Source organism: Tenacibaculum haliotis, from assembly GCF_025215075.1.
GTDB lineage: Bacteria > Bacteroidota > Bacteroidia > Flavobacteriales > Flavobacteriaceae > Polaribacter > Polaribacter haliotis_B.
The window spans coordinates 1-26,292 of sequence record NZ_JAOBTH010000026.1; the positions used below are offsets into that span (position 1 = coordinate 1).

Annotated in this window: 21 protein-coding genes; 10 read left to right on the forward strand and 11 right to left on the reverse strand. The window is 30.3% G+C overall.

Going from position 1 to position 26,292, the window contains the following annotated elements; all coding sequences use genetic code 11:
* Nucleotides 1-245, forward strand: a 245-nt coding sequence (locus tag N2251_RS06140) for a transposase (RefSeq protein ID WP_260585846.1), incomplete at its 5' end; no start/stop codon positions are given.
* Between the two features lie 297 nt (nucleotides 246-542).
* On the opposite strand, the gene N2251_RS06145 is transcribed toward N2251_RS06140, so the two are convergent.
* From N2251_RS06145 to smpB, 4 genes are all read right to left on the reverse strand, one after another.
* Nucleotides 543-1,493 (reverse strand): transketolase family protein, encoded by a 951-nt coding sequence (locus N2251_RS06145; protein ID WP_260585847.1) that lies wholly within the window; start codon nucleotides 1,491-1,493, stop codon nucleotides 543-545.
* 56 nt (nucleotides 1,494-1,549) lie between these two features.
* The gene (locus tag N2251_RS06150) at nucleotides 1,550-2,131 is read right to left on the reverse strand and encodes a Maf family nucleotide pyrophosphatase (RefSeq protein WP_260585849.1); all 582 of its coding nucleotides are present in this window, start codon (nucleotides 2,129-2,131) and stop codon (nucleotides 1,550-1,552) included.
* A complete protein-coding gene (locus N2251_RS06155) occupies nucleotides 2,118-2,507 on the reverse strand; it encodes a UbiA prenyltransferase family protein (protein WP_260585850.1) in 390 nt (129 codons plus the stop codon). The genes N2251_RS06150 and N2251_RS06155 overlap by 14 nt, the downstream gene beginning before the upstream one ends.
* A gap of 513 nt (nucleotides 2,508-3,020) precedes the next feature.
* Nucleotides 3,021-3,479 carry an SsrA-binding protein SmpB gene (gene smpB, locus N2251_RS06160; RefSeq protein WP_260585851.1) on the reverse strand — a complete coding sequence of 153 codons (459 nt, stop codon included), beginning with the start codon at nucleotides 3,477-3,479 and terminating at the stop codon, nucleotides 3,021-3,023.
* A 222-nt stretch (nucleotides 3,480-3,701) separates the two neighbouring features.
* Here smpB and N2251_RS06165 point away from each other — a divergent pair, with 222 nt between their 5' ends.
* Complete coding sequence (locus tag N2251_RS06165) at nucleotides 3,702-4,439, forward strand: DUF6503 family protein (protein WP_260585852.1); 738 nt, start codon at nucleotides 3,702-3,704, stop codon at nucleotides 4,437-4,439.
* 17 nt (nucleotides 4,440-4,456) lie between these two features.
* Here N2251_RS06165 and N2251_RS06170 read toward each other — a convergent pair whose 3' ends face one another.
* The gene (locus tag N2251_RS06170) at nucleotides 4,457-4,957 is read right to left on the reverse strand and encodes a SixA phosphatase family protein (protein ID WP_260585853.1); all 501 of its coding nucleotides are present in this window, start codon (nucleotides 4,955-4,957) and stop codon (nucleotides 4,457-4,459) included.
* A 90-nt stretch (nucleotides 4,958-5,047) separates the two neighbouring features.
* Nucleotides 5,048-7,651, reverse strand: coding sequence for an ATP-dependent chaperone ClpB (clpB, locus tag N2251_RS06175; protein ID WP_260585854.1), 2,604 nt, complete (start codon nucleotides 7,649-7,651; stop codon nucleotides 5,048-5,050).
* Between the two features lie 169 nt (nucleotides 7,652-7,820).
* Here clpB and ytxJ point away from each other — a divergent pair, with 169 nt between their 5' ends.
* A complete protein-coding gene (ytxJ, locus tag N2251_RS06180; protein WP_260585855.1) occupies nucleotides 7,821-8,213 on the forward strand; it encodes a bacillithiol system redox-active protein YtxJ in 393 nt (130 codons plus the stop codon).
* Nucleotides 8,214-8,283: 70 nt separating this feature from the next.
* Nucleotides 8,284-9,840 carry a DEAD/DEAH box helicase gene (locus N2251_RS06185; protein WP_260585856.1) on the forward strand — a complete coding sequence of 519 codons (1,557 nt, stop codon included), beginning with the start codon at nucleotides 8,284-8,286 and terminating at the stop codon, nucleotides 9,838-9,840.
* 156 nt (nucleotides 9,841-9,996) lie between these two features.
* Here the strand turns inward: N2251_RS06185 and N2251_RS06190 are convergent, their stop codons facing one another.
* From N2251_RS06190 to N2251_RS06200, 3 genes are all read right to left on the reverse strand, one after another.
* Entirely contained in the window at nucleotides 9,997-10,491 is a 495-nt protein-coding gene (locus N2251_RS06190; protein WP_260585858.1) for a CAP domain-containing protein, read from the reverse strand.
* A 108-nt stretch (nucleotides 10,492-10,599) separates the two neighbouring features.
* On the reverse strand, nucleotides 10,600-11,037 hold the full coding sequence (locus tag N2251_RS06195) for a DUF4268 domain-containing protein (RefSeq protein WP_260585860.1): 438 nt from the start codon (nucleotides 11,035-11,037) through the stop codon (nucleotides 10,600-10,602).
* Nucleotides 11,037-11,618 (reverse strand): MiaE family protein, encoded by a 582-nt coding sequence (locus tag N2251_RS06200; protein WP_260585861.1) that lies wholly within the window; start codon nucleotides 11,616-11,618, stop codon nucleotides 11,037-11,039. The genes N2251_RS06195 and N2251_RS06200 overlap by 1 nt, the downstream gene beginning before the upstream one ends.
* 180 nt (nucleotides 11,619-11,798) lie before the next feature.
* On the opposite strand from N2251_RS06200, the gene N2251_RS06205 reads away from it, so the two are divergent.
* From N2251_RS06205 to N2251_RS06215, 3 genes are all read left to right on the forward strand, one after another.
* Nucleotides 11,799-17,294: an alpha-2-macroglobulin family protein gene (locus N2251_RS06205; RefSeq protein WP_260585862.1), complete on the forward strand. Its 5,496-nt coding sequence runs from the start codon at nucleotides 11,799-11,801 to the stop codon at nucleotides 17,292-17,294.
* 146 nt (nucleotides 17,295-17,440) lie between these two features.
* Nucleotides 17,441-18,469, forward strand: a complete 1,029-nt coding sequence (locus N2251_RS06210; RefSeq protein WP_260585863.1) for a serine hydrolase domain-containing protein — start codon at nucleotides 17,441-17,443, stop codon at nucleotides 18,467-18,469.
* The gene (locus N2251_RS06215; protein WP_260585864.1) at nucleotides 18,470-19,921 is read left to right on the forward strand and encodes an FAD-dependent monooxygenase; all 1,452 of its coding nucleotides are present in this window, start codon (nucleotides 18,470-18,472) and stop codon (nucleotides 19,919-19,921) included.
* Nucleotides 19,922-19,928: 7 nt separating this feature from the next.
* On the opposite strand, the gene N2251_RS06220 is transcribed toward N2251_RS06215, so the two are convergent.
* Entirely contained in the window at nucleotides 19,929-20,711 is a 783-nt protein-coding gene (locus N2251_RS06220; RefSeq protein ID WP_260585865.1) for an alpha/beta fold hydrolase, read from the reverse strand.
* 201 nt (nucleotides 20,712-20,912) lie between these two features.
* Here N2251_RS06220 and N2251_RS06225 point away from each other — a divergent pair, with 201 nt between their 5' ends.
* A complete protein-coding gene (locus tag N2251_RS06225) occupies nucleotides 20,913-22,226 on the forward strand; it encodes a DEAD/DEAH box helicase (RefSeq protein ID WP_260585866.1) in 1,314 nt (437 codons plus the stop codon).
* 53 nt (nucleotides 22,227-22,279) lie between these two features.
* On the opposite strand, the gene N2251_RS06230 is transcribed toward N2251_RS06225, so the two are convergent.
* Nucleotides 22,280-23,227: a tRNA dihydrouridine synthase gene (locus tag N2251_RS06230; protein WP_260585867.1), complete on the reverse strand. Its 948-nt coding sequence runs from the start codon at nucleotides 23,225-23,227 to the stop codon at nucleotides 22,280-22,282.
* A gap of 148 nt (nucleotides 23,228-23,375) precedes the next feature.
* On the opposite strand from N2251_RS06230, the gene pbpC reads away from it, so the two are divergent.
* Together pbpC and N2251_RS06240 are read left to right on the forward strand one after the other, a co-directional pair.
* Nucleotides 23,376-25,661 (forward strand): penicillin-binding protein 1C, encoded by a 2,286-nt coding sequence (pbpC, locus tag N2251_RS06235; RefSeq protein ID WP_260585868.1) that lies wholly within the window; start codon nucleotides 23,376-23,378, stop codon nucleotides 25,659-25,661.
* Between the two features lie 52 nt (nucleotides 25,662-25,713).
* A complete protein-coding gene (locus N2251_RS06240; RefSeq protein ID WP_260585869.1) occupies nucleotides 25,714-26,274 on the forward strand; it encodes a Crp/Fnr family transcriptional regulator in 561 nt (186 codons plus the stop codon).
* Nucleotides 26,275-26,292 lie beyond the last annotated feature (18 nt).

The following is a 26,292-nucleotide window of genomic DNA, read 5'->3' on the forward strand; positions in this document are numbered from 1 at the left end:
CTAAATCAAAAACTTATTCGGTAAGCATAAAATCAACTATTCATAAAGAACAAATGGCTTTTCAAGAAACCGACTATTTTAAAGAAAAAGCGAAGCACCGTTACAAGATTGAAGCAAAAAACGGAGAGTTAAAAAATGCGCATGGTTTTGCAAGAGCTACATCATATGGTATCACAAATATGGAAATCCAGGGAGCGATGACAATTTTTGCGGTTAACCTTAAAAGAATAATCAAATTAAGCTAGTAAGAAAGTCAGAGTTGCCTAAAATAGCAGTTAAAAAACGGTTTGTTTTACCCAATTTTTATATAACATAAGACTTTATCAAAAAAAGTACAGCAAACAAAAAGCGATTAAGAGAAATGTAACATTTCTTAATCGCTTTTAAAGTTAAATTTCAAAAAGAGTTGCTTTTTCAGTGCCCTCGCTTGTAGCTTCGGGATTTTTTTATAAATTATTTTTGTGTAGTTAAATTTTAAGTAGTTTAAAAAAAAGCATCATTTCTTTAAAAATGATGCTTTAATATTTTAGATAGAAAATAGTTTATTTTCTAGAAATTACTTTTTTTACCGCTTTAATTATAGCGGCATCGTTTAATCCGTATTTCTCCATTAATTCAGCTGGAGTAGCAGACTCACCGAAACTATCGTTTACAGCAACAAACTCTTGTGGAGTAGGAGTGTTGGTTGTTAAACAACGCGCCACGCTTTCACCTAATCCACCGTATTTATTATGTTCTTCCGCAGTTACAATACAACCTGTTTTTGCGACAGATTTTAAGATAATAGCTTCATCTAAAGGTTTAATTGTGTGAATGTTTATTACTTCTGCCGAAATACCTTTAGCTTCTAATTGTTCAGCAGCTTGTAAAGCTTCCCAAACTAAATGTCCTGTTGCTACAATTGTTACATCGTTTCCTTCAGTTAATTTTAAACCTTTTCCTATTTCAAAAGGCTCATCAGTCATAAAAACGGGTACTTTAGGTCTACCAAAACGTAAATATACAGGGCCATCATAATCAGCAATAGCTAGTGTTGCTGCTTTAGTTTGGCTATAGTCACAAGTGTTTATTACAGTCATACCTGGTAGCATTTTCATCAGTCCAATATCTTCTAATATTTGATGTGTAGCACCATCTTCACCTAAAGTTAACCCAGCATGTGAAGCACATATTTTTACATTTTTATCAGAATAGGCAACTGATTGACGAATTTGATCGTACACACGACCTGTAGAAAAGTTTGCAAAAGTTCCTGTAAACGGAATTTTACCTCCAATGGTTAAGCCAGCAGCAATACCAATCATATTTGCTTCAGCAATTCCTATTTGAAAGAAACGTTCGGGATGATTGTTTTTAAAATCTCCCATTTTTAAAGATCCTGTTAAATCTGCGCATAAAGCAACTACATTAGGATTTGTTTTCCCTAATTCAGTTAAACCATCACCAAACCCAGATCTGGTATCTTTTTTTTCGGTATAAGTATATTTTTTCATTAGTGTATGTTGTGTGTTGTACGCGTCAAAAATAATCTTTTATAAAAAAAGCAGCGTTACAAATTTGATAATTCTTTATAAAGTTTATGAACAGGAAAGCCCATAACATTAAAATAACTTCCTTCTATTTTAGTAATAGCTATTTTACCTATCCATTCCTGAATACCATAAGCACCAGCTTTATCAAATGGTTTATAAGTATTTATGTAATACGCTATTTCTTCGGATGATAAATTTTTAAAGGTAACTTTGGTAGTATCGTTAATTATTTTTTTGAAGTTTTTGTTTGAAATACATATCGATGTAATTACTTCGTGGGTGTTGTTAGATAATTCAGTAAGCATTTTAAAAGCTTCATTATAGTCTTTTGGTTTTCCGAGCGCTTTGTTGTTAGCCCAAACAATGGTATCCGAAGTTATTAATAATTCTTTACCAGTTAATTCATTTTCAAAAGGCTTCGATTTTAAATCGGAAAGAAAATCTGTTATTTCTGATTTTCTTAAATGTCCTGGATATATTTCTGCTACTTCTTTTGTTTTGATTATAAAAGGTACATTTAAATCTTTTATTAATTCTTGTCTTCGTGGTGAATTTGAAGCTAAAATTATGGAATAATCGACTAATTTACTGGACAACATATTTAAAATAATAAGTGATTGATAGAATACCTATAATTCCGAAAACATGAAATATTTTCATTGTTTTAAGTAATTTTTTATACTCTTTATCTGTTGAAGTTTTAATTGAAAGGTATATAATATATATTTGAGGTATTAAGGTAGAAGTTAATATAGTTATAAAAAGATATTCTATTTTAAAGAAACTAAAAGCTAAAAATAAGATTAAAAAAGCAGAAAAAACCATCATAGTTAGTGTAACGTTTTTTGCTCTTTTTCTTCCCAAAAGAATAGGTAGCGTTTTGTTTTTTTTAAAATTATCCTCATTTATATTGGTGATGCTTATTATTATTTCCTCAGTTAAGGTGCTTAAAAAAGATAATAATATATAAATCATAGCAATAAATTGAAGCCTAAAAAAAAGATTCCATTGTGTTGTTGTTAGGTTAACAGGAGAATCAATCCACCAAACTGATAATATTGTAAATGGTAATAGGAAGGATTTAAATAAAAGACTTAAAAAAGATTTCTGTATAGAATATTTTGAGTAAATGTATGCAGAAATAGAGGAGAAGAGAAATAGTAATGAAAAATAAGGTCTATGTATTTTGAAAGATAAATAAATACCTAATAAAAGTCCTGCAAGAAGAAGTATGTAAGAACTAATTTTTAAACTAGGTAAAGATCTAGCTGTTTTTTTATTTTTATTAAGAAAATAATAGTTTAATACATAAATAGATATGTAAAAAAACATACATGAAGTTGTAAATAAGGTTATGTCTAGGAAAGATAAAGTTGTCTCAAAACCAAATCCATATAAAAAACAATATTTAGCTAAAAAAATTACAAAAGAAAAATATAGAATTCTTTTCCAATCAACAATATTAAAAAATACTTTTAGAGTATTCATTTAATTAAAATCTTTTTTAATTCTAGCTAAATCTCTCTTATTGTCTCTGTCTTTCATTGTTTGACGTTTGTCATGTGTTTTTTTACCTTTTGCTAAAGCAATGTCTAATTTAGCCCAACCATCATTATTAATAAAGAGTTTAAGAGGTACAATTGTACTCCCTTTAGCTTCAACTTCTCTTTCTAGTTTTTTTAATTCTTGTTTATTTAATAGTAAACGGCGTTCACTTGTGGTTTTATGATTGTAGTGGTTTCCAAAGGCATATTCTTCAATATACATATTAATGATAAAAAGCTCTCCTTGCTCATTAAATTCACAAAAGCTTTCGGTTATACGTGCCTTACTAAGCCTTATCGATTTTATTTCGGTACCGGTAAGCTGAATACCCGCAGTATATTTATCAATAATCTCGTATTCAAAACGAGCTTTCTTATTCTGTATGTTAATTTTTTTCTGCATATCTCAATAGCAAATATAACTATTTGAATAGTACCCTTAGTTAATTTATTATGCAATGATATTATTTTTTTATTTTTGGTAGGTAATAATGTGTATTTGGTTAAAAATGATAAGAATTTTGCATTTTTTATTGACTTGTTAATTAACACAATTTTAAATATTATATAAAATAATTTCTTGTAATTTTGAGTTTTTAAAATGAATTTTATTTAATAACTTTTTATGAGATATTTAATAGTATTGTTGTTCTTTGTAGTATCATGTAAGCCTATTGATAATGGGATTGATGCGCAAAAAGTGATAGATAATTCGATAAATAAATCGAACTTACAAGTTGTTGAAAATTCGAATTTATCTTTTTCGTTTAGAAAGAATAATTATATAGCAAAAAGGAATAATGGTAATTATGAGTTTCAGAAAATTTCAAAAAAAGATTCGGTAATTATAAAAGATGTTTTGTCGAACGAAGGGGTTAAGCGTTATGTAAATGATAGTTTAATTCAATTATCAGAAAAAGACAAAAAAGGTTTTGGAGACTCTGTAAATTCGGTGCATTATTTTGCTGTTTTACCTTACGGCTTAAATGATCCTGCAGCTCGTAAAAAAATGTTAGAACCTGTAATTATAAAAGGGAAAACGTACTATAAAGTTCAAGTAACTTTTTCTGAAGAAGGTGGCGGGACCGATTTTGATGATGTATTTATTTATTGGTTCGCTAAAGAGGATTTTAAATTAACTTACCTAGCTTATAAATACCATACAAACGGTGGTGGTGTTCGTTTTAGAGATATGAAAAAAGAAAATTTTGTAAACGGAATTAGATTTGTGGATTATAATAATTATAAGCCCTTAGATAAAAATATTGATTTTTATACAATTGATAAATTATATGAAGATGATAAGTTAAAAAATATTTCTGAAATTGTGTTAAATAATATTGAAATTAAAGAGTTGAATTAAAAGAAAGAGGCTAAGAATTAATCAATTTTTAGCCTTTCAGTTGTGTTTTTATTTTTGCTAATAGAAACAATAAATAAAGAAGCGTTGTCATTATCGTTTATATCCTCGTATTTTTTTTCTTTTAAAATTTTATTTACAAACTGTGGTGTAGTATTGCTATGACCAACAATTAAAACCGTTTTTCCTTTTGTTTCTTTCTGAAAAATAGTGTCATACATGTTTCTTGGGTCGTATTTTTTTATCTCTATTTTTTTGCTTTCAGCCGTTGGTTTTGCTGTTTGCATAGTTCTGTTATAGTTTGTTGAGTACACAGCATCTAGTTTGATGTCTTTAAAATAATTAGCCCATTTTTTAGCACGTTCTTGACCTGTATTATTCAAATCAGGATTTCTGTTAGCTTTGTCTGTTCTATCTTTTTCTGCATGACGAATTAAGTAATAAGTTGTATTGGTTTCTTCCTGATTACAAGAAATTAATGAACTAAAAACAAGGACTAATACTAAAAGATACTTTTTCATGATGATGATTTTAAGTAGCGAATATACTTAAAAAACAAAAAGCGATGCTTTTTTCAAACATCGCTTTTAATCAACTATAAAAACTAACTTCTAATTTTCTATTAAATCAGATTGATTTCTGAAAACTAGTTTTTTATCAAAAGCATCTAACAAAATAATGCTGTCTGTAGTTACCGTTCCTGCTAAAATTTCTTTAGACAATTGATTTAATACTTCTTTTTGAATTACACGTTTCACTGGTCTTGCACCAAACTCAGGCTGATATCCTTTAATAGCTAAATAAGCAATTGCTTCATCGGTAGCATCAAAAGTGATGTTTTGTTCAGCTATCATTTTTTTAACATTATTCAACTGAATTTTTACAATCTGCTTAATATCGTCTTGTGACAATGGAGTGAACAAGGTAATATCATCAATTCTATTGATAAATTCTGGTCGAACAGTTTGTTTTAATAAACCTAAAACTTCTGTTTTTGCTAGTTCCATTGTGGTTTCGATATCACCTTTAAAATTCTCAAACTTCTCTTGAATAATATGGCTTCCCATATTAGAAGTCATAATTATAATAGTGTTTTTAAAATCTGCTACACGTCCTTTATTATCTGTAAGTCTTCCTTCATCTAAAACTTGTAAAAGCGTGTTAAAAGTATCAGGATGTGCTTTTTCAATTTCATCTAATAAAACAACAGAATATGGTTTTCTACGAACAGCTTCTGTTAGTTGTCCGCCTTCATCATAGCCAACATAACCAGGAGGTGCGCCCACTAATCTACTAACCGAATGACGTTCTTGATATTCACTCATGTCTATTCTGGTCATAGCGTTTTCATCATCAAATAAATAGCTAGCTAAAGCTTTTGCGAGTTCTGTTTTACCAACTCCGGTGGTTCCTAAAAACAAGAAACTACCTATTGGTTTATTCGGATTTTGTAATCCAGCTCTAGAGCGACGAACGGCATCTGCAACAGCTTCAATAGCTTCTTCTTGTCCAACTACTCGTTTGTGTAATTCAGCTTCTAATTTTAATAGTTTTTCGCGCTCAGACTGAATCATTTTTGTAACAGGAACACCTGTCCATTTTGCAACAACTTCAGCAATATCATCGTAAGTAACTTCTTCTTTAATTAACGCGTTTTCACTTTGATTGGCTAAAATTTCTTGTTGTTTTTCAAGTTCCTCTTGCGCTTCTTTTATTTTACCATAACGCAATTCTGCCACTTTACCATAGTCTCCATTACGTTCAGCTTTGTCAGCTTCAATTTTATAGTTTTCAATATCAGTTTTTAATTGCTGAATTGCATCTACAACGGCTTTTTCTGATTGCCATTTGGCATTTATCTCGTTGCGTTCTTCCTTAAAATTAGCAACATCTGCATTGAGTGATTTTAGTTTAATCTCGTCATTTTCTCGTTTAATTGCTTCAATTTCAATTTCTAACTGCATTATTTTACGATCTAAAACATCTAATTCTTCTGGTTTAGAATTGATTTCCATTCGTAGTTTTGCAGCAGCTTCATCCATTAAATCAATCGCTTTATCTGGTAAAAACCGATTGGTAATATAACGTTGCGATAATTCTACCGCACCAATAATAGCTTCATCTTTAATGCGCACTTTATGATGCGTTTCGTACTTGTCTTTAATTCCACGTAAAATAGAAATAGCGCTTTCGGTATCTGGCTCATCAACCATAACTTTCTGAAAACGACGTTCTAATGCTTTGTCTTTTTCAAAGTATTTTTGATATTCATCTAAAGTAGTTGCTCCAATGGCACGTAATTCACCACGAGCCAAAGCAGGTTTTAAAATATTAGCAGCATCCATAGCACCTTGCCCGCCACCAGCACCAACTAAGGTGTGAATTTCATCAATAAATAAAACAATATCACCTTCGGATGTAGTTACCTCTTTTACTACAGATTTTAAGCGTTCTTCAAACTCACCTTTAAATTTTGCACCTGCAATTAAAGCTCCCATATCTAGCGAATAAATTACTTTATCTTTTAAATTTTCGGGAACATCACCTCTAATAATCCGATGTGCTAAACCTTCCGCAATAGCGGTTTTTCCTGTTCCAGGTTCACCTACTAAAATAGGGTTGTTTTTTGTTCGTCTTGATAAAATTTGTAATAATCTACGAATTTCTTCATCCCGACCAATTACAGGGTCTAGTTTTCCGTCTTGCGCCAATTTATTTAAGTTATTGGCGTATTTATTTAAAGAATTGTAAGTTTCTTCCGCGCTTTGCGATGTAACTCTTTCTCCTTTTCGTAACTCATCAATAGTGGTTTTTAATCCTTTTTCGGTAACCCCTTGATCTTTTAATACTTGAGAAATCTGACTTTTCGATTTAAAGATTGCTAAAATTAAATGCTCGATAGAAACATATTCATCGTTCATTTTTTTAGCGATAATATTTGCCTCATTTAAAGTTTTATTCGCCTCACGAGAAAGCATTAATTCTGCTCCTGTAACTTTAGAAAAACTTTCTAATTGCTTGTCTAATATTTGTTGAAGAACACTAATATTTATGCTTAGTTTCTTTAATATAAAAGGTAGTACATTTTCATCAACAACAAATAAAGCTTTAAAAATATGTTCATTTTCTATTTGTTGATTACCATTACTTTGTGCTAGCTGTTGCGCTTTTTGTATGGTTTCTTGTGATTTTATTGTATAATTGTTTAAATTCATAATTTGTAGGTTATTTATCTTTTCCAATTAGCTAAAGTCAAAAGTAATACCAATAATAAACGCTATAGTAAAGAAGACAAAAAGTCTTATTTTTATTATTTAAGCTGACTTTTTGACTTGTTGTAAGGTTTAGTTGTTTAGATCGACAAATTTTGAAAAATATATATAAATGGGAGTATTTAGCACAATATTTGGAGGGAAGAATGAAAAGGAAGTACAAGAAGAATCATTTATAAAATGGATTCCTTTAACATCTACAGCGCAATTAGAAGAAATTAAAAAACAATCAGAAAACGAAGCCGTTGCAGTATTTAAGCATTCTACTAGATGTGGTATAAGTAGTATGGTAATTAAGCGTTTTGCAAATAGTTTTGATGAGGATTTAAAAGATTTTAAAATATACTACCTCGATTTATTATCATACCGAGAAGTGTCTGATGAATTAGGGTATATATTTCAAGTTTTACATCAATCTCCTCAGTTATTGGTTGTTAAAAAAGGAGCCGTTGTAGCACATGCTTCTCATTATGATATTGCTCAAATTGATTTAAGGAAATTCTAAAAAAGTCACGGTTTTTAAAGGAATTTACTTAAATACATCGTATTTTTGCTTATTACAAAAAAGTATAAAATTGAGCGACGACATCACAACAACACAAGAAACGAAAGGGAAAAATTTATACGATTACCAAAAAGAAGCGCTTTTTAAAATTTTTAAAAGTTTTGAAAATGCTCCTGAAAATTATCATTTATTATATCAATTACCAACAGGTGGAGGTAAAACTGTAATTTTCTCAGAAATTACTCGCCAGTTTATAAAACATTATAATAAAAAGGTGTTGATAATGACACACCGTATTGAATTATGCAAGCAAACAGCAAAAATGCTTGGAGAGTTTGGTGTAGATAATAAAATTATTGATAGTAAGGCCGATTTAGATGATCAAGATAATTATGGTTGTTTTGTAGCAATGGTTGAAACATTAAACAATCGTTTAAATGACGATATGTTAGATATTTCTGATGTAGGTTTGGTTATTATTGATGAAGCCCATTATAATTCTTTCACAAAATTATTTAAGTTTTTCGACAAGTCATTCGTACTAGGTGTTACAGCAACGCCTTTAAGTTCGAATATTAAACTACCAATGAAAGACAATTATGATGATTTAATTGCTGGTGAAAGTATTGGTACTTTAATTCAGAATGAATATTTAGCAAGAGCGAATGTATTTTCATATAATGTTGGTTTAACATCATTAGAAATAGGCGCAAACGGTGATTATACCGTAAAGTCTTCGGAAGATTTATATACAAATACCGACATGTTATCGAAGCTTTTACAAGCTTATGAAGAACGTGCTAAAGGTACAAAAACGTTAATCTTTAATAACGGAATTAATACATCACTTCACGTATACGATACTTTTAAAAAGGCAGGATATCCTATCGCGCATTTAGATAATACGAATACAAAGAAAGAACGTGATTTTATATTAAAATGGTTTCATGCAACACCAAATGCAATTATTACTTCGGTAAGTATTTTAACAACCGGATTTGATGAACCATCAGTAAAATCGATAATTTTAAATAGAGCTACTAAATCATTAACACTTTATTATCAAATGATTGGTAGAGGGTCTCGTATTTTTAAAGGAAAAAATGATTTTAATGTAATTGATTTAGGAAATAATTTTCATCGTTTCGGACCTTGGGGAGCTGATTTAGATTGGCATAAAATGTTTAGAGCGCCTAATTTTTATTTAGATAATTTATTATCTGATGAAGATATAGAAAATGAGTTTAAGTATGAGTTACCTGCTGATATTAAAAAAGAGTTCTCAAATTCAGAAGATTTATATTTTGATGTAAAGAAAATTTATATTGACACAATTCAAGCAGGACAATCATCTAAAAAAGTATTAGAAAAATCAATAATACATCACGCAAAAATTTGTGTAGAGAATAGTGAAGATGTTTTTGATGCTTTAATTTTAGCAAAGAAATTAGGCGGAGAAATAGATGATAGAATTCATAGATATTCTAAATGTATTTGCAAGAGTACTCATAATTTTATTGATTGGTTACAAGATGACTATAGAAAAAAATTAAATTCTCATTTACGTTCTAATTTTGATGAAATATATGAAGATATTTTTGGTCATCCACCACCAGAAGAAGAGTAGTTAATATAAATTATCAAGACTATTAATTATGTAGTCTGCCTGTAATATATAGTAAAATGACTGACTTTTTATGTATCACTTGTGATACATAAAAAGTCAGTCATTTTTGTTTAAATAAACAATATATATATTGTTGTAAGATGTTACTTTGATGAATTATTTTTTCATAAAAATATTTGTAAAATACCATTTTCCATTACTATCTTTTTCGGCAGTCACTTCAAAGTGGGTATAATCACCTTCTATGTTTTTTCTGTGTCCTTCACTATTTATCCATGCATTTACAACAGATGCTGCTGAAGAATATGCGTAAGCAACATTTTCACCTACACCTTTAGCATTGGCATTTTTATTTAAAAACTCTTTACGTTGGAAGAAAAGATCATGAGAAACCTTGTCTTTATCAATCATATAATTAGTGTGATTATATGTTTGCGATTTAATTACTTGCAGTTTGTTTAATGTGGAATAGCCATTGGAAGCCCTATAGTCATTTATACGACTTAAAATCTCAGATTCTATTCCTTTTTCTGTAAAAGTGGTGGGTGTTTCTGTATTTTCTTGAGCTAAATCTAATTCATTGTTTGAAGAACATGATGTTAAAACTAGTGCACATAACACTATTAATAACCTTAGGGGGTGGTTACTCATTTGTTGGGGGGGTTAGGGGGTTACTGATAACTTTTCAAAAGTACTCTAAATAACTAGAGTAAAAAAGTTAAATACTTGATTATTAATAAAAAGGGTGTTTTTCCTGAGTTAAATAGCTTGTCTTATAAAATCTTCGTATTCGTAAAAAAATAATTCAAATTGCGCCATATTTTCTACATAAAACTCAAAACAATCTCTCCATGTATCTTTGTTATGAATACTAAATTTTTTATCAAAAGGGACATATATGCGGCGGATAATTTTTCGATTATCTAATTCAAAATTATCATGATAAATTACTTCTGGTAAATATTCGGTTTCTAAAATAGTTTTTAACGACAATAGTTGATCGTATAGTAATTCATTAGCAACTTCATCTAAATGTTCAAAATCTAAACAAACAGAAGCTTTTTTACGGTCTGCCTGAAATTTAAAAGCAAATCCTTTTATTTTAGTGTTATATAATAACCATTTTCTTGGGAATGATTTCCCAAAGCTTGTCCAAAACTCTTTACGTAATTGTGCTGATTCTTCTTTGCTAAACATTATCCGTGTATTTTAGGGCTATTTCCTCGGTTCCTCATCATTTCGGCTTCAAAAGCAACTAAAGCTTCCCATTTTTCATCAACAATCTTTCTGTCTTGGTATTTACGAGCAAAACCTAAAAAAACGGTATAATGATTGGCTTCAGAAATCATTAAATCATTATAAAATTTAGACAATTCTTCATCTTCCATATTTTCAGAAAAAACTTTAAAACGCTCACAGCTTCTTGCTTCAATTAAAGCGGCAATTAATAAGCGTTGCACAAGTGCGTTGGTTCTGTCTTTTGTTTTGGTAAAGAATTTTTGTAGTTGAATCGCATAGTCGTTTTTTTGTTCTCTTCCTAAAACCATTCCGCGTTTTACCATAAAATCATGTACCATTTTAAAATGTTCCATTTCTTCAATAGCAATTTCACTCATACTTTGTACAAGTTCGGTTTCTTCAGAATAATTTATAATTATAGAAACAGCATTTGAAGCCGCTTTTTGTTCTAAAAAAGCATGATCTGTTAATATTTGCTGTAAGTTATCTTTAGCAATATCTGCCCAGGAGGTTTTAGTCTCGAATTGTAATCCTAACATATTCTAAATTCATTTTTTCGTTTGCAAAACTAAGGATTATTACATTTAAGAAAGTAATAGTGCTCTTTTTTTTACTTAAAATAAGTACTCTTCTCTTTTTTAGATATTTGATTACTAAAAAAGTAAGAAAAATATATAAAAATGTTAACTTTGAAGGACTTCAAAAAAAAATATTTTGCTATGAAAAAAAATATAAAACTTATTGCTTTAGTTTTATTGGTATTTATTGGAAATGCTTGTAAAAATACTATAGAAACAGAAAGAAATGTAAACGCATATAGCGAATATGTTACTGTTTTTCCTGAAAAATTGATTTCGGTTACGCCAAAACTCGATTTTATCTTAAAAAAGAAAATTACAGCTAATATTACTAATGATATAATTACGATGGTTCCTAATGTTAAAGGAACGGTAACATTAAATAATAATGTGATTTCTTTTGTGCCGAATGAAAAATTAGTAAGTTATAAAGAATACAAAATAACACTTCATTTATCAAAATTATACGATGATATTGATGCTGCTTTAAAAGATTTTACAATTGAAGTAAAAACAAAAGAGTTGCTGTTTAATGTTGCTTTACAATCACCAAAAGTATATAATAAAGAATGGTATTTTGTAGAGGGAGTTTTAACAGCAAGTGATGTTCTTGAAAAAGAAAAATTAGCTGAAATAGTAAAGATAAATTATAAAGGGAGTAAAACAAAAGTAAAGTTTCAAACCTTCGAGAAGTTAGCCTCTAAAGTATATTTTAAAATAGATAGTTTACAACGATTTGTTGATGATGAAAATTTAAAAGTATCTTGGAATGGTGATGCTATAAAATCTACTTCAAAAGGTGCCCGTGAATTAACAATTACAGGAAAAAATAATTTTAAGGTTTTAAATGTAGAAGTTACGAATACTGATAAGCAACATATTGAAATTAGTTTTTCAGATCCCATAAAAAAATCACAAGATTTAAAGGGATTAATTCAGTTTGCAAATACTCAAAAAAGAAAATTCACCTATAAAATCACCAATAATATAGTAACTATTTATCCGCAGTCATCTTTTAAGGATAAGGTAAATATCGAAATATTTAAAGGAATAAAAAATGCAGAAAACTATGCTTTAAAAGAATCGTTTGGTAAAACATTACATTTTCAGCAATTAAAGCCTTCGGTAAAATTTATAAAAAGTGGAACAATATTGCCAAATTCAAAAAATCTTAAAATTAATTTTAATGCAGTTAATTTAAAAGCTGTTGATGTAACGGTATTTAAAATTTATAAAGAAAATGTATTACAGTTTTTACAAAATAATAATTTAGGTAACCAAGGTAATTTACGTTATGTTGGACGTCCTGAAGCTAAATACACGGTAAATCTTACGAATCAGGGAGTGGATTTAACGAAAGAAAACGCTTTTGGGATAGATTTGACTGAAGTCTTAACGATTGAAGACGGAGCTATGTATCGAGTTGATTTTTCTTTCAATCAAAAATATTCTAATTATTCGTGCGATGAAACTATTAATAATAGTACAATAGTTTATGGTAAAAAAGAAATAGACACTAAACAATACGACAATCCTAATTATTATAATAATGACTATTATTATAGCTATCGTTGGAATGAAAGAGATAATCCGTGTTCAAATTCATATTATTACAATAAAAATAAGGGTACTAATATTTTAGCTACTAATTTAGGAGCAATCGTAAAAAAAGGTAATAACAAAACAACTTTTATTGCGGTAACTAATTTATTAACAACCGAACCGGTTTCTGATGCTAACGTAACGCTATATAATTTACAACAACAACCTATTGTAAATGTAAAAACTGATAAAGACGGAATTGTTAATTTCGATGGAATTAAAAATGCTTTTTTTGCTGTAGTTACCAAAGATAAAAACACCACTTACATTAAATTGAATGACGGAAACGCACTTTCTATGAGTAAGTTTGATGTTTCTGGAACAAAATTACAAAAAGGAATTAAAGGATATATTTACGGTGAACGTGGTGTTTGGCGTCCAGGAGATCAATTATTTTTGACTTTTGTGTTGAATGATAATGCGAATCCGATACCGGAAAATCATCCTATTAAATTTGAGTTATTAAATCCGCAGGGAAAAATAATAGAAAGAAAAGTACTTTTTAAAAACCTAAATAATGTGTATGCTTATGCGCCAAAAACAAACCAAGATGGTATTACCGGAAATTGGAAGTTAAGAGTAAGTGTTGGTGGAGCAGTTTTTAATAAAACACTTAAAATAGAAACCATAAAACCAAATCGTTTAAAAATAAAACTTAAAACCGAAGCAGATTTTATAAAAGCTGATACACCAATTGAAGGAGATGTGGATGTAAAATGGTTACATGGAGCAATTGCTAGAAATTTAAAATTAGATATTAACGGTAAGTTTACGCAATCGAAAACAGAATTTTCAAAATTCAAAAATTATAATTTTGATGATGTTACACGTAGGTTTGGTACAGAAGAATTTAAGGTATTAGAAGGAACTTTAAATAGCGAAGGGAAAACAAGTTTTTCTGTAAAACCAAGGTTAGACAAAAAAGCTCCGGGAATGTTAAAAGCGAGTTTTATAACCAAGGTTTATGAAAATGGTGGTGATTTTAGTACGGATGTTTTTTCTAAAAAAGTATCTCCCTATAAAACCTATGTAGGTTTACTTAATGCAGCTGAACAACAATCTAAAAATTATTTATTTACGGATGAAAAATATACGTTTAATGTAGCAACAGTTACTGAAAACGGAGTAGGAGTTGCAAATGATTTAGAAGTAAAGGTTTATAAATTATCATGGCGTTGGTGGTGGAGTACTGCGGATAACGGGCTTTCTAATTACGATGGTACACGTCATCATCAAACGTATAAAACACTACAAGTAAAAACAAATGTTAGTGGTAAAGGTTCGTTCGATTTAAAAATAAGTGAAAACGATTGGGGACGTTACCTTATAAAAGTAACCGATAAGAAAAGTAAACACATTACTTCGAATATAGCTTATTTCGATTGGCCATCTTGGTACGGAAAGAAAAAAGGAAGTCAAGATAAAACCAATGCCACGATGTTGGTTTTTACTACCGATAAAGAATCGTATGAAGTAAATGAAACAGCTACAGTAAAGTTTCCGTCTTCTGAAGGAGCAAGAGCTTTAATTACAATTGAAAACGGAACCGAAGTATTAAATCACTTTTGGGTAGCAACAACTGCAAAACAAACGGAATTTAAACTCCCAGTTTTGGCAAATTATACGCCCAATGTGTTTGTAAATATCTCGTTATTACAAAAACACAGTCAAACGGCCAACGATTTACCAATTCGTATGTACGGTTCTATACCAATGTTGGTAAACGATCCTACAACGAAATTAGCGCCAGAAATTGACTTAGCAGATGAGTTAAGACCTGAATCAATCGCTAATATTAAAGTAAAAGAGAAAAACGGAAAAGCAATGACCTATACAATTGCTTTGGTTGATGAAGGATTGTTAGATTTAACACGTTTTAAAACTCCAAATCCTTGGAATACCTTTTACGCGCGTCAATCATTAGGTGTAAAAACTTGGGATGTTTTTGATGATGTAATTGGCGCCTATGGCGGAAAAGTAAATCAGATATTAAGTATTGGTGGTGATGAAGCCGAAGCTGGAAGTAAAAATAAAAAAGCCAATCGCTTTAAACCAATGGTAACTTATTTAGGACCGTTTAGCTTAACAAAAGGAGCTACAAAAGAGCATCAAATAAGAATACCTAAATATGTCGGTTCTGTACGAGCGATGGTGGTAGCAACGGATGCTAAAAATGATGCCTACGGTAGTGACGAAAAAACTGCTTTTGTACGTAAACCTGTGATGATTTTAGCATCATTACCACGAAAAATTACCCCACAAGAAACCGTAACTTTACCAGTAACTGTTTTTGCAATGTTACCTTCAGTAAAAAAGGTGAAAATTACAGTACAACCAAATGAATCATTTACAATTGTAGGCGATAAGACTCAAACTTTATCATTTAATGAACCAGATGAAAAGATGGCGTATTTTACCTTAAAAGTAAATGATTTTAAAGGAATTGGAAAAGTAAAGATTGATGCCGTTTCTGGTCGCGAAAAAGCATCCTACGAAGTAGAAATAGATGTTTTAAATCCGAATCCTGTAACCACAGAGGTAAAAGATTTGGTATTAAAATCAAATGAGGCAAAGGAGCTTAATTTTACCACCTTTGGTACAAAAGGCACTAATACAGCAAGTATCGAATTATCTACATTGCCACCAATGAATTTTACCAAACGTATGGGATATTTAATTCAATATCCACACGGTTGTGTAGAGCAAACAACCTCTAGTGCTTTTCCGCAGTTATATTTAGCAGAAATTTTTGAATTATCCGAAGAGAAAAAACAAGATATAGAAAGAAATATAAAAGCTACGATTCAGCGTTTGTCTGATTTTCAAGTGTCAAATGGCGGATTGTCTTATTGGCAAGGAAACGAAAATGCAAATAGTTGGGGAACATCTTATGCAGGTCATTTTATGATTGAAGCCGCTAAAAAAGGGTACGCTTTACCAATTGGTTTTAAATCGAAATGGATAGGTTACCAAAAGCAACAAGCACGTAATTGGCGAAATAATTCAACCTATTATAATAATGCATTATCACAAGCATACAGGTTGTATACATTAAGTTTGGCAAGCAGTGCAGATATTGCTTCGATGAATCGTTTACGAGAAACAAAAGGAGTTTCTAACGAAGCAAAAATGCGATTGGCAAGTGCCTATGCGTTGATTGGTAAACAATCTATTGCAAAAGGAATTTTAGAAGGTTTAACGGCAAATGATTATAACAAAAGACGCTATTCTAATTTCGGATCTGAAACTCGTAATAAAGCCATGGCGTTAGCTACTTATACATTATTAAAAGAGGAAACAAAAGCTATTAAATTAGCAAAAGAAATCGCTCAAAGTTTATCTAGCAATAAATGGATGAGCACACAAACAACTGCTTATAGTTTATTAGCGATGAGTAAATATGCGCTTCAAAATGGTGGAAGTACAGGGATTAATGCGAGTTATACTTTAAATGAAAACTCAAAAAATATTGAAATATCAAAAGCATTGTATGCTGAAGATATTGAAGATATCACCAAAGAAAACACTTTTAAAGTAACGAATAAAAATAGCGGAGTACTTTATGTACGTGTTTTTAACAAAGGAATTTTACCTGTCGGAGAAGAAAAAGTATTTCAAAATAATTTAGAAACAACAATTATTTACAAAACAAAAGATGGCAATCGTATAACGCCAAGTAATTTATCGCAAGGAACCAATTTTGTAGCAGAAGTTACTGTAAAAAATAGTACAAACGATGCTGTAGAGAATGTAGCGTTGACACAGTTTATTCCTTCAGGATGGGAAATTATAAATACTCGTTTTACTGACTTCGGAAACAACACAACATCATCTCAAGTAGATTTTACGGATATCCGGGATGCTAGTATTAGTAACTATTTTACACTAAAAAAGTATGAGAGTAAAACGTTTAGAGTGTTATTAAATGCCTCGTATTTAGGAACCTATTATTTGCCAGGAGTGCAGGTAGAAGCGATGTATGATAATGATTATATAGCTAGAACAAAAGGAGAATGGATAAAAGTAAAGAAGTAGAATAATAAGTAATAAGTACGAAAAGTAGTGTTTAATTAATTTTTCAATTCATCATAAAAAAATAACAACTCAGAAATACAAAATATGATAATTGAATTTATTATTAGAACTTTGAATCGTTAAGTATATATTGAAAATATAAAAAGATGATAAAAAGTAAAAAAAGAAAGCTTCTTAAAATAGTATTTATTATTGCAAGTATAGGTTCTTTGGCTTTTGTGCCTTGGGTTTTGGTAAAAGCGTGGATAAAACCCTTACCAAATACAATTCAAGAGCAAGTAAATGAAGCCATCAATTATGGGTTAGACGGAATGATTGTTTATGTAGACGAAGCAGGAAAACCACCTGCTTTTTATACTGGAGGGTGGAAAAATAGAGCAAATAAAATACCTGCCGATCATAAATCGTTATTTAATATTGGTAGTATAAGTAAGCTATATGTTGCTGTTGCTATTACTAAATTAGTAAAAGACAAACGATTATCTTTAGATAAAACAGTAGCTGATTATTTTCCGGAATTGATAGGGAGAATTGAAAATGCAGAAAAAATTACGTTAAGATTATTAGTTCAGCATCGAAGTGGTATTCCTAATTATACTGAATATGGTTATTGGAAAAATCCAACAAAAAAATATGAGAAAGCACTTGACTTAGTTTTAGATTTACCTGCCAACTTTAAACCTGATGAAGATTATGAGTATTCTAATACGAATTACTTATTGCTTCGTGTACTTATTGATAAAGTAGTAGGTTATAGCCGTAACCAATACATTAAAGAAGAAATTTTAGTACCACTTAATCTTAAACATACGTTTAGTTCTCGTAGTGAAGTAAATTTAGATGACATAATGAGTGGTTATTATGTTGGCTATGAAGAAGATCAAAAAACTGAATACGATGGTATGTTTGCTACAGCACAAGATGTTGGCGTATTTTTGCGAGCGTTAAACGATGGTTCGGTATTTAAGGATGGTGAACAAGAAATATACACTTCAATTTACGAGTATGAACATGGTGGTTTAGTTCCTGGTTATCAAAGTTTGGCAGAATATCATAAAGATATTGATACGGTTGTTGTTCAATTTATAAATACGACTGATTTTAATGGATACCAATGGAATTTATCACAAATTATAATTAATCGTATTGTGAAAATATTGAAAAATAAAAAATAATTGAACACAGATAAAAACGAAACATCAAGTTTTACGGTTTGTAAAGAATGCCAAGGATTCGGTAAGAAAAACAAAAGAATACGTAAAAATGTAAAACTTCGTTACCAAACAGCATCAGCTACTTATGAAAAAACAGACAAGCAAGGAGCCGCTCCTGTTCGTCCTAAAGCAGTACAATATTCTTGTTTAGAATGTAATGGCTCAGGATTATTAGAAGCTGATAAGCATCCTATAGGAGATACAGAAAATTATCCGCACGTAGCTATAATTGGTGGTGGTATTGGTGGTGTTGCACTTGCTGTGGCGTGTTTGCATCGTGGAATTCCGTTCACACTTTATGAGCGTGATGATAGTTTTAATTCGAGATCACAAGGTTACGGACTAACGCTACAACAAGCGAGTAATGCTATTAAAGGATTGGGGATTTTTAAACTGAAAGAAGGTGTTGTTTCAACAAAGCATGTGGTTCATAATCCCGAAGGAAAAGTAATTGGTGAATGGGGGATGAGAAAGTGGATGGATTCTGGTGCTAAAACTTCTCCTAAACGAACAAATGTACATATAGCACGACAATCTTTACGATTCGAGTTATTAGAGCAATTAGGAAATCATGAATCTGTAAAATGGGGACATCAATTAATTAAATTTAATGATTCTGAAGATGAATTTATTGAATTGAGTTTTAAAGTTGATGGGAAAATTAAAAAAGCAAAGGCAAATTTAGTAGTTGGAGCAGACGGAATTAGAAGCACAGTACGCAAGCTTTTAATTGGTGAAACCATTACACCTTTACGTTATCTTGGTTGTATTGTAATATTAGGTATTTGTCCTTTAAAAGATATTAAAAATGTTGATAATTCTCTGTTAGATTCTGCTACTGTATTTCAAACAGCGAATGGTAATGAACGAATTTATATGATGCCATTTACATCAGATAAAATAATGTGGCAACTGAGTTTTCCGATGTCAGAAGAAGCTGCAAAACAATTAAGCGAAAAAGGGCCTAAAGCTCTTAAAGAAGAAGCTTGTCGAAGAACTCCGTGGCACAATCCTATTCCACAAATTTTAGAAGCTACTGATGAAAGTAATATTTCGGGATATCCGGTGTATGATAGAGAATTATTAAAACCAGAGTTATTATCCGAAGAAAAAAAAGTAACACTAATTGGTGATGCAGCACATCCTATGAGTCCGTTTAAAGGGCAAGGAGCAAATCAGGCTTTATTAGACGCCTTGGCATTGGCTAGAGGAATATCTAAAGGATGTAGGCCTTTATCAGAATGGAGAAAAATTGGAATCAGAGAAAGTGTATTAAAAGGTTTTGAATTAGAAATGTTACAGCGTAGTGCATCAAAAGTAAAAGGATCTGCAGAAGCTGTAAAATTTTTACATTCGGATGCTGTACTTCAAGAAGCAAATGAACCAAGAGGTCGTCCTTTAAATAGAAAATAAAACTTATTTAAGATATCGAATTTATGTAGGTAATCGTTTTTTTATTGAATACAGTTGCTCGTTCTACATTAACTACATGCCCACACTTTTTTAAGACTACTAAAGAAGCATTTACATGTTTTTCAACCACATTTTTAATAGAAGGTAAAAACAAATGATCTTCATCACCCATAATATATAGAGTAGGTATTTTTAGATCTTTCATTCTAAATAATCGCAATAGCGGATTAATTTCTGATGTTAATTTAAACCAACGTAAAAACTCTTTTTGATATAGCTTCTTTGCTTCGTTAACGAATAATAAGCGAGAGTTTTTGTGATTTTTTTTAGGCATTATTATAAAAGCAAAAAGCTTGTATAATAACATATAAGGTACAATTGATTTAAATAAATTACCTACAAAAATTAAAAAACGAGAGCGTAAATTAAATTTAATAATTGCGCCTCCCATAATCATACTACTCACTAAACTAGGTTTCTTTTCTGCTAAGTTTCGTATTAAAATAGTACCTAAAGAAATACCAACAAAATGCGATTTTTTTATTTTTAGATAATCAATAACTTCTAAAATATCTTCTGTAATAGCATCAAAAGTATATTTTTTATTAAAAGTAGATTTTATAACAGATTTACTATCTCCATGACCACGTAAATCTAAAATTAAAACATTAAAATGTTTTTTAAAATCACGAAGTTGTTTGTACCAAATAGCACTACTTCCGCCAGCACCATGTACAAATGTTACCCATTGGTTAGAAACAGCATGCTCATAAGAATAGTAGTTTAACAAGTCTTGAAAATTTTTAAATCCGAGCAAAAATAATTTAATTTATCAACTTTCGTTGTTAAATTTTTTAAGTAATTTATTAAAATGAATAAAAAGATGTATAATTTTAAAATAGTAACAACTAATAAGTAGGGTTTTAGGGGTAAATAAATAAACACTACTTATCTTTGCAGTTGATAAAAACTTCATAGATATTTAAATATTATGGCAATGACAATGAAAACACAAGAAGATATTTTAGCAAAATTGAATATCTATGAGTTAAATGAAATGCAGCAAAAAGCTATTTCGGTAATTGATACAAATGCAAATACCGTTATACTTTCACCAACAGGAACAGGAAAAACATTAGGTTTTTTATTGCCTGCGTTAAAATTAATAGATTTTGAAAATAAAGAAATTCAAACTTTAATTTTAGTGCCATCAAGAGAATTAGCGATTCAAATAGAGCAGGTAATTCGAGAAATGGGAACCGGCTTAAAAGTAAATGCAGTGTATGGTGGTCGTTCGATGGCGAAAGATAAAACCGAATTAAAGCATACGCCAAGTATTTTAATTGGTACTCCAGGAAGAATTTTAGATCATTTTGCAAATGAACGTTTTTCTAAAGACAGCATAAAAACTTTAATTTTAGATGAGTTTGATAAATCGTTAGAAGTAGGTTTTGAATATGAAATGAGAGGTATTATCAATCAATTACCAAACCTAAAAAAGCGTATTTTAACATCAGCAACGCAAGAAACTGAAATTCCTGCATTTGTAGGTTTAAATAAACCTACAGTATTAAATTACTTAACAGGAAAAAAATCTAGACAATTAACCTTAAAAACAGTTGTTTCTCCTATAAAAAACAAAAACCAAACATTGGTTAATTTGTTACAACATATAGGAAATCATCAAGGAATTATTTTTTGTAATTTAAAGGAAAGTATCAATCACGTAAGTGAATTTTTAGCCAAAAATAAAATAGCACATAGTTGTTTTTCTGGAGGAATGGAACAAAGAGATCGTGAACGTTCATTAATTAAATTCAGAAATGGTACCAGTCAGGTTTTAATAGCAACCGATTTGGCAGCAAGAGGAATTGATATTCCTGAAATGAAATATATTATTCATTACGAATTACCAGAAAGAATAGAGGAATTTACGCATAGAAATGGTAGAACGGCAAGAGTAAATGCAAAAGGAACGGCATATATTTTAAAATGGCAAAAAGAAAGTTTACCCGAATTTCTTGCGAATATTCCGAATACAGACATCTCTCAGAAAGAAAAATTAAAAGCGCATTATTGGGAAACTTTATTTATATCTGGAGGAAGAAAAGATAAAATATCAAAAGGAGATATTGCAGGTTTATTCTTTAAAAAAGGAAACTTAACAAAAGAGCAATTAGGAGTTATAGAGTTAAAACAAGATTGTGCTTTTATAGCAGTACCTGTAAGCGAAGCAAAAAAGTTGATAGAAGAACTAAATAATACACGTTTAAAGAATAAAAAAGTGCGTATTACTTTGGCTTAGCTCTAAATAGATAAAATAAAAAAGGGTATTTACAAATTGTAAATACCCTTTTTTTATTTTTCGCTACTCAATATTTCTTTCACAGCAGCTTGATATTTCTTAGGATTCCCCGCTTTTTTAATCTTTTTATATGTTTTACGAGGATCAGAAAAAGATTTAGAAAAGTATTCCCAAAATCCTAGCATCTTCATTTTAATGGGAGTTGGTCCTGATAAAGCGGCATCATATTGATGATAAATTTCATCATGAAACTCCCCAAAACGTTGCCATCTATCTTTCGGGTATTCAGTTGTATTATCTTTAATCATTTGTGGTAAAAACGGATCCCCAATTAAACCACGACCAATCATAAAATGTGTAATACTCGGAAAACGTTCTTGCATCGCTTTAAAACCAGCCACAGAAGTAATATCTCCGTTATAATATAATTGATGTTTAGATACGTCGATACATTTCTGAAACGCTTCTAAATCAACGCCACCTTTGTATAGTTGTTTTCCTATTCGAGCATGGATAGCAATATTTTTAAGCGGATATTTCTCTAAAATAGGGAAAGAGTGTAATATTTCTTCGCTGTTTTCATAACCCATTCGCATTTTCATAGAAACCAAAATGTCGGTTTCGTTATGTGCTTTATGTAAAACTTCATCAATTCTTGCAGGATTACAAATCAATCCAGAACCCATTCCCGATTTTGTAACCATTGGGTACGGGCAACCTAAGTTCCAATTCAACTCCTTATAACCTAAACTTTGCACGTACTTTGCTACAAACAAAAATTCATCAGGATCGTTTGTAATTACTTGCGGAATTACGGTTAAAGTATCGTTGTTTTCAGGTAATAAATCACGTTCATAACTCGATTTAATCTTCATTTTTCCGTTTAAACGAATATATGGCGCGTAATAAGTATCAATACCACCAAAGTATTTATGCTGCGCATTTCTAAAGCGAAAATCGGTAAATCCTTGTAAAGGTGATGAAAGTAAGGTAAAACTCATAGTATGTAATAAGTTGCAAATATAACTCACTTATCTTTCATATTTTAAAGTTAAACTTTATACTTTTGAAATAGATAAATTGTAAATGAAAAGAGTTTTTAACTTCTTAAAAAAGCATAATATAAAAGCAATCATTATATTTTTTTTAATGATTGCATACTATTATTGTTTGCCTAAAAAATTGTTTGTAACACCAACAGCTACTGTGGTTACTGCAAAAAATAATGAATTGTTAGGTGCTGTAATTGCTAAGGATGGTCAATGGCGTTTTCCTGAATTAGATTCCGTTCCAACAAAATTTGAGCAATGTATTTTACAGTTTGAAGATGCACATTTTTATAAACACTTCGGATTTAATCCAATATCCATAGGAAAAGCGTTTGTAGAAAATATAAAAGCTAAAAAGGTGATTCGTGGCGGAAGTACACTTACGCAACAAGTAATTCGATTATCAAGAAAAAATAAAGGACGCTCTTATCAAGAAAAAATAATAGAATTGATTTTGGCAACGCGATTAGAATTTCGATTATCAAAAAAATCAATTTTAAACTTATATGCTTCTCATGCTCCTTTTGGTGGTAATGTAGTAGGGTTAGAAATGGCATCATGGCGGTATTTCGGTTTGCAACCACACCAATTATCATGGGCAGAAACAGCTACTTTAGCAGTTTTACCAAACGCACCTTCGTTGATATATCCGGGTAAAAATCAACAAATACTAAAAGAAAAACGAAACAGATTGCTTAAAAAATTATATGAAACAGCTATTATTGATAAAACTACTTTTGAGTTATCGTTGTTAGAAGAAATTCCTAAAAAGCCCTATAATTTACCCACTTTAGCAGCACATTTTGTACAAGAAGTAGCCCAAAAACACAAAGGGAAACAGTTGCAAAGCTCTTTAGATATTCATTTGCAAAAACAAGTAAATAGTTTAGTTAAAAAACATTATGAACGTCAAAAACAAAATGAAGTTTATAATATGGCGGTTTTAGTTTTAGATGTTAAAACCAGAAAAATATTAAGTTATGTAGGTAATAGCCCAACTGATAAAGCACATCAAAAAAATGTAAATAATGTAATTTCTGCACGAAGTACAGGAAGTACTTTAAAGCCTTTTTTATATGCACAAATGTTACAATCGGGAGCAATTTTACCAACGCAATTAGTGGCAGATGTGCCTACCGAAATAGCGGGTTATACGCCTAAAAATTTCGATTTATCTTTTGATGGAGCTGTTCCTGCAAATCAAGCATTAACTCGTTCGCTAAACATCCCTTCAGTACGAATGTTACAATCATATGGATTAGAAAAATTTAGAGCAGATTTAAATGAATATTCGATTCGTGATATTAATAAATCGGCCGATTATTACGGATTGTCATTAATTTTAGGTGGGGCAGAAGCTAGTTTGTGGGATTTATGTAAAACTTTTGCTAATTATGCCGGAGTTATAAATCATTATGAAGAAACAAAACATAAGTATTATTCAAACGAATTCACGGAACCTAGTTATATAAAATCAGATAAAATATCTTTTGGTACTGTTCAGGAAAATGAAACTCATATTGATGCTGGAGTTGCTTTTACAACCTTAAATACATTAACAGAAGTTAACAGGCCTTTTACCGATCAGGCTTGGAAATATTTTGATTCTTCGCAAAAAATAGGATGGAAAACAGGTACCAGTTTTGGTAATAAAGATGCTTGGGCAATTGGTGTTACTCCGAAATACGTAGTTGGAGTTTGGATTGGTAATTCAGACGGAGAAGGAAGACCCGATTTAACAGGTGTGGGTAGTGCGGCTCCTTTAATGTTTAATGTTTTTGATGTGTTACCAAAATCGAATTGGTTTTTAGAACCCTATGAAGCTTTAGTTGAAGAAAATATTTGTCAAAAAAGCGGCTATTTGGCATTACCTATTTGTAAATCAGTTGTAAAAAGAATACCCAAAAACGGTGTGAGAGCAAAACCTTGTCCGTACCACAAACAAATTACGGTAGATCTTTCAGAAAAACACCAAGTAAATTCTAATTGTGAATCGGTTGCTAACATGAAAACCAAAACATGGTTTGTTTTACCTCCTTTAATGGCACATTATTATCAACAAAAAAATGCAGATTATAGTGTGTTGCCAAACTATCGAAATGATTGTGATAAGGAACAAAATAACACCATGGATTTTGTGTTTCCAACAAAATATCGATCTAAAATATCGTTAACAAAAGGGCTTAATAACAAAGTGAATCCGGTAATCTTAAAAGTTACACATGCCAATACAGATGCTCTTTTGTATTGGTATTTAAATGATGTTTTTATAGGTAAAACTTCTCAATATCATGAACAAGCGATAACTCCGAAAATAGGAAACCACAAAATTATTGTGATTGATAATTTAGGAAATGAGAAAACCCGATTTTTAGAAATATTATAAATTAGTCTTTAACAAATAAATATTATATTTATTTGTTCACTAAATTTGTTCCATGCAAGATTTTATAGACTTTATTAAAAAATATATTTACTTATCAAAAGAAGCAGAATTAGTAATTAAAGCGCTTATTGTAGAAAAGGAATATACTAAAGGAGACTTATTAGTAGAAGAAGGAAAAGTATGTAAAGAATTGTATTTTTTATCAAAAGGAACTGTTAGAACTTATTTATATCAAAAAGGAAAAGATATAACGAACTGGATATATCCTGAAAATTCAATTTTTACTTCATGGCATAGTTATGTTTTAAGAAAACCATCATCGGAATATATAGAAGTAATAAGCAATGCTAAAATAATCGCAATTTCATATGATGAATGGCAAGAATTATATCAAAAATTTCCGGAATTAGAACGTTTTGGTCGCTTAATAATGGAAGAACAAATAGCTTTAATAGATGACTTTTATAAAGGATATTACTTTTTAACAGCTAAAGAAAAGTACGATTTATTAATAAAAGCATTTCCTAATATTACTCAAATTGCTAATTTAGGTCATATAGCTTCTATGTTAGGAATTAGTCAGGAAACATTAAGCAGAATTAGAGGTAAATAAAAAAGCTTTCTTAATTAA

Bases quoted from the DNA above. Each gene is read 5' to 3' on its own strand.
- N2251_RS06145 (WP_260585847.1), bottom strand. From the start codon at position 1,493: ATGAAAAAATATACTTATACCGAAAAAAAAGATACCAGATCTGGGTTT.
- N2251_RS06150 (WP_260585849.1), bottom strand. From the start codon at position 2,131: ATGTTGTCCAGTAAATTAGTCGATTATTCCATAATTTTAGCTTCAAAT.
- N2251_RS06155 (WP_260585850.1), bottom strand. From the start codon at position 2,507: ATGATTTATATATTATTATCTTTTTTAAGCACCTTAACTGAGGAAATA.
- smpB (WP_260585851.1), bottom strand. From the start codon at position 3,479: ATGCAGAAAAAAATTAACATACAGAATAAGAAAGCTCGTTTTGAATAC.
- N2251_RS06165 (WP_260585852.1), top strand. From the start codon at position 3,702: ATGAGATATTTAATAGTATTGTTGTTCTTTGTAGTATCATGTAAGCCT.
- N2251_RS06170 (WP_260585853.1), bottom strand. From the start codon at position 4,957: ATGAAAAAGTATCTTTTAGTATTAGTCCTTGTTTTTAGTTCATTAATT.
- clpB (WP_260585854.1), bottom strand. From the start codon at position 7,651: ATGAATTTAAACAATTATACAATAAAATCACAAGAAACCATACAAAAA.
- ytxJ (WP_260585855.1), top strand. From the start codon at position 7,821: ATGGGAGTATTTAGCACAATATTTGGAGGGAAGAATGAAAAGGAAGTA.
- N2251_RS06190 (WP_260585858.1), bottom strand. From the start codon at position 10,491: ATGAGTAACCACCCCCTAAGGTTATTAATAGTGTTATGTGCACTAGTT.
- N2251_RS06195 (WP_260585860.1), bottom strand. From the start codon at position 11,037: ATGTTTAGCAAAGAAGAATCAGCACAATTACGTAAAGAGTTTTGGACA.
- N2251_RS06200 (WP_260585861.1), bottom strand. From the start codon at position 11,618: ATGTTAGGATTACAATTCGAGACTAAAACCTCCTGGGCAGATATTGCT.
- N2251_RS06205 (WP_260585862.1), top strand. From the start codon at position 11,799: ATGAAAAAAAATATAAAACTTATTGCTTTAGTTTTATTGGTATTTATT.
- N2251_RS06210 (WP_260585863.1), top strand. From the start codon at position 17,441: ATGATAAAAAGTAAAAAAAGAAAGCTTCTTAAAATAGTATTTATTATT.
- N2251_RS06225 (WP_260585866.1), top strand. From the start codon at position 20,913: ATGGCAATGACAATGAAAACACAAGAAGATATTTTAGCAAAATTGAAT.
- N2251_RS06230 (WP_260585867.1), bottom strand. From the start codon at position 23,227: ATGAGTTTTACCTTACTTTCATCACCTTTACAAGGATTTACCGATTTT.
- pbpC (WP_260585868.1), top strand. From the start codon at position 23,376: ATGATTGCATACTATTATTGTTTGCCTAAAAAATTGTTTGTAACACCA.
- N2251_RS06240 (WP_260585869.1), top strand. From the start codon at position 25,714: ATGCAAGATTTTATAGACTTTATTAAAAAATATATTTACTTATCAAAA.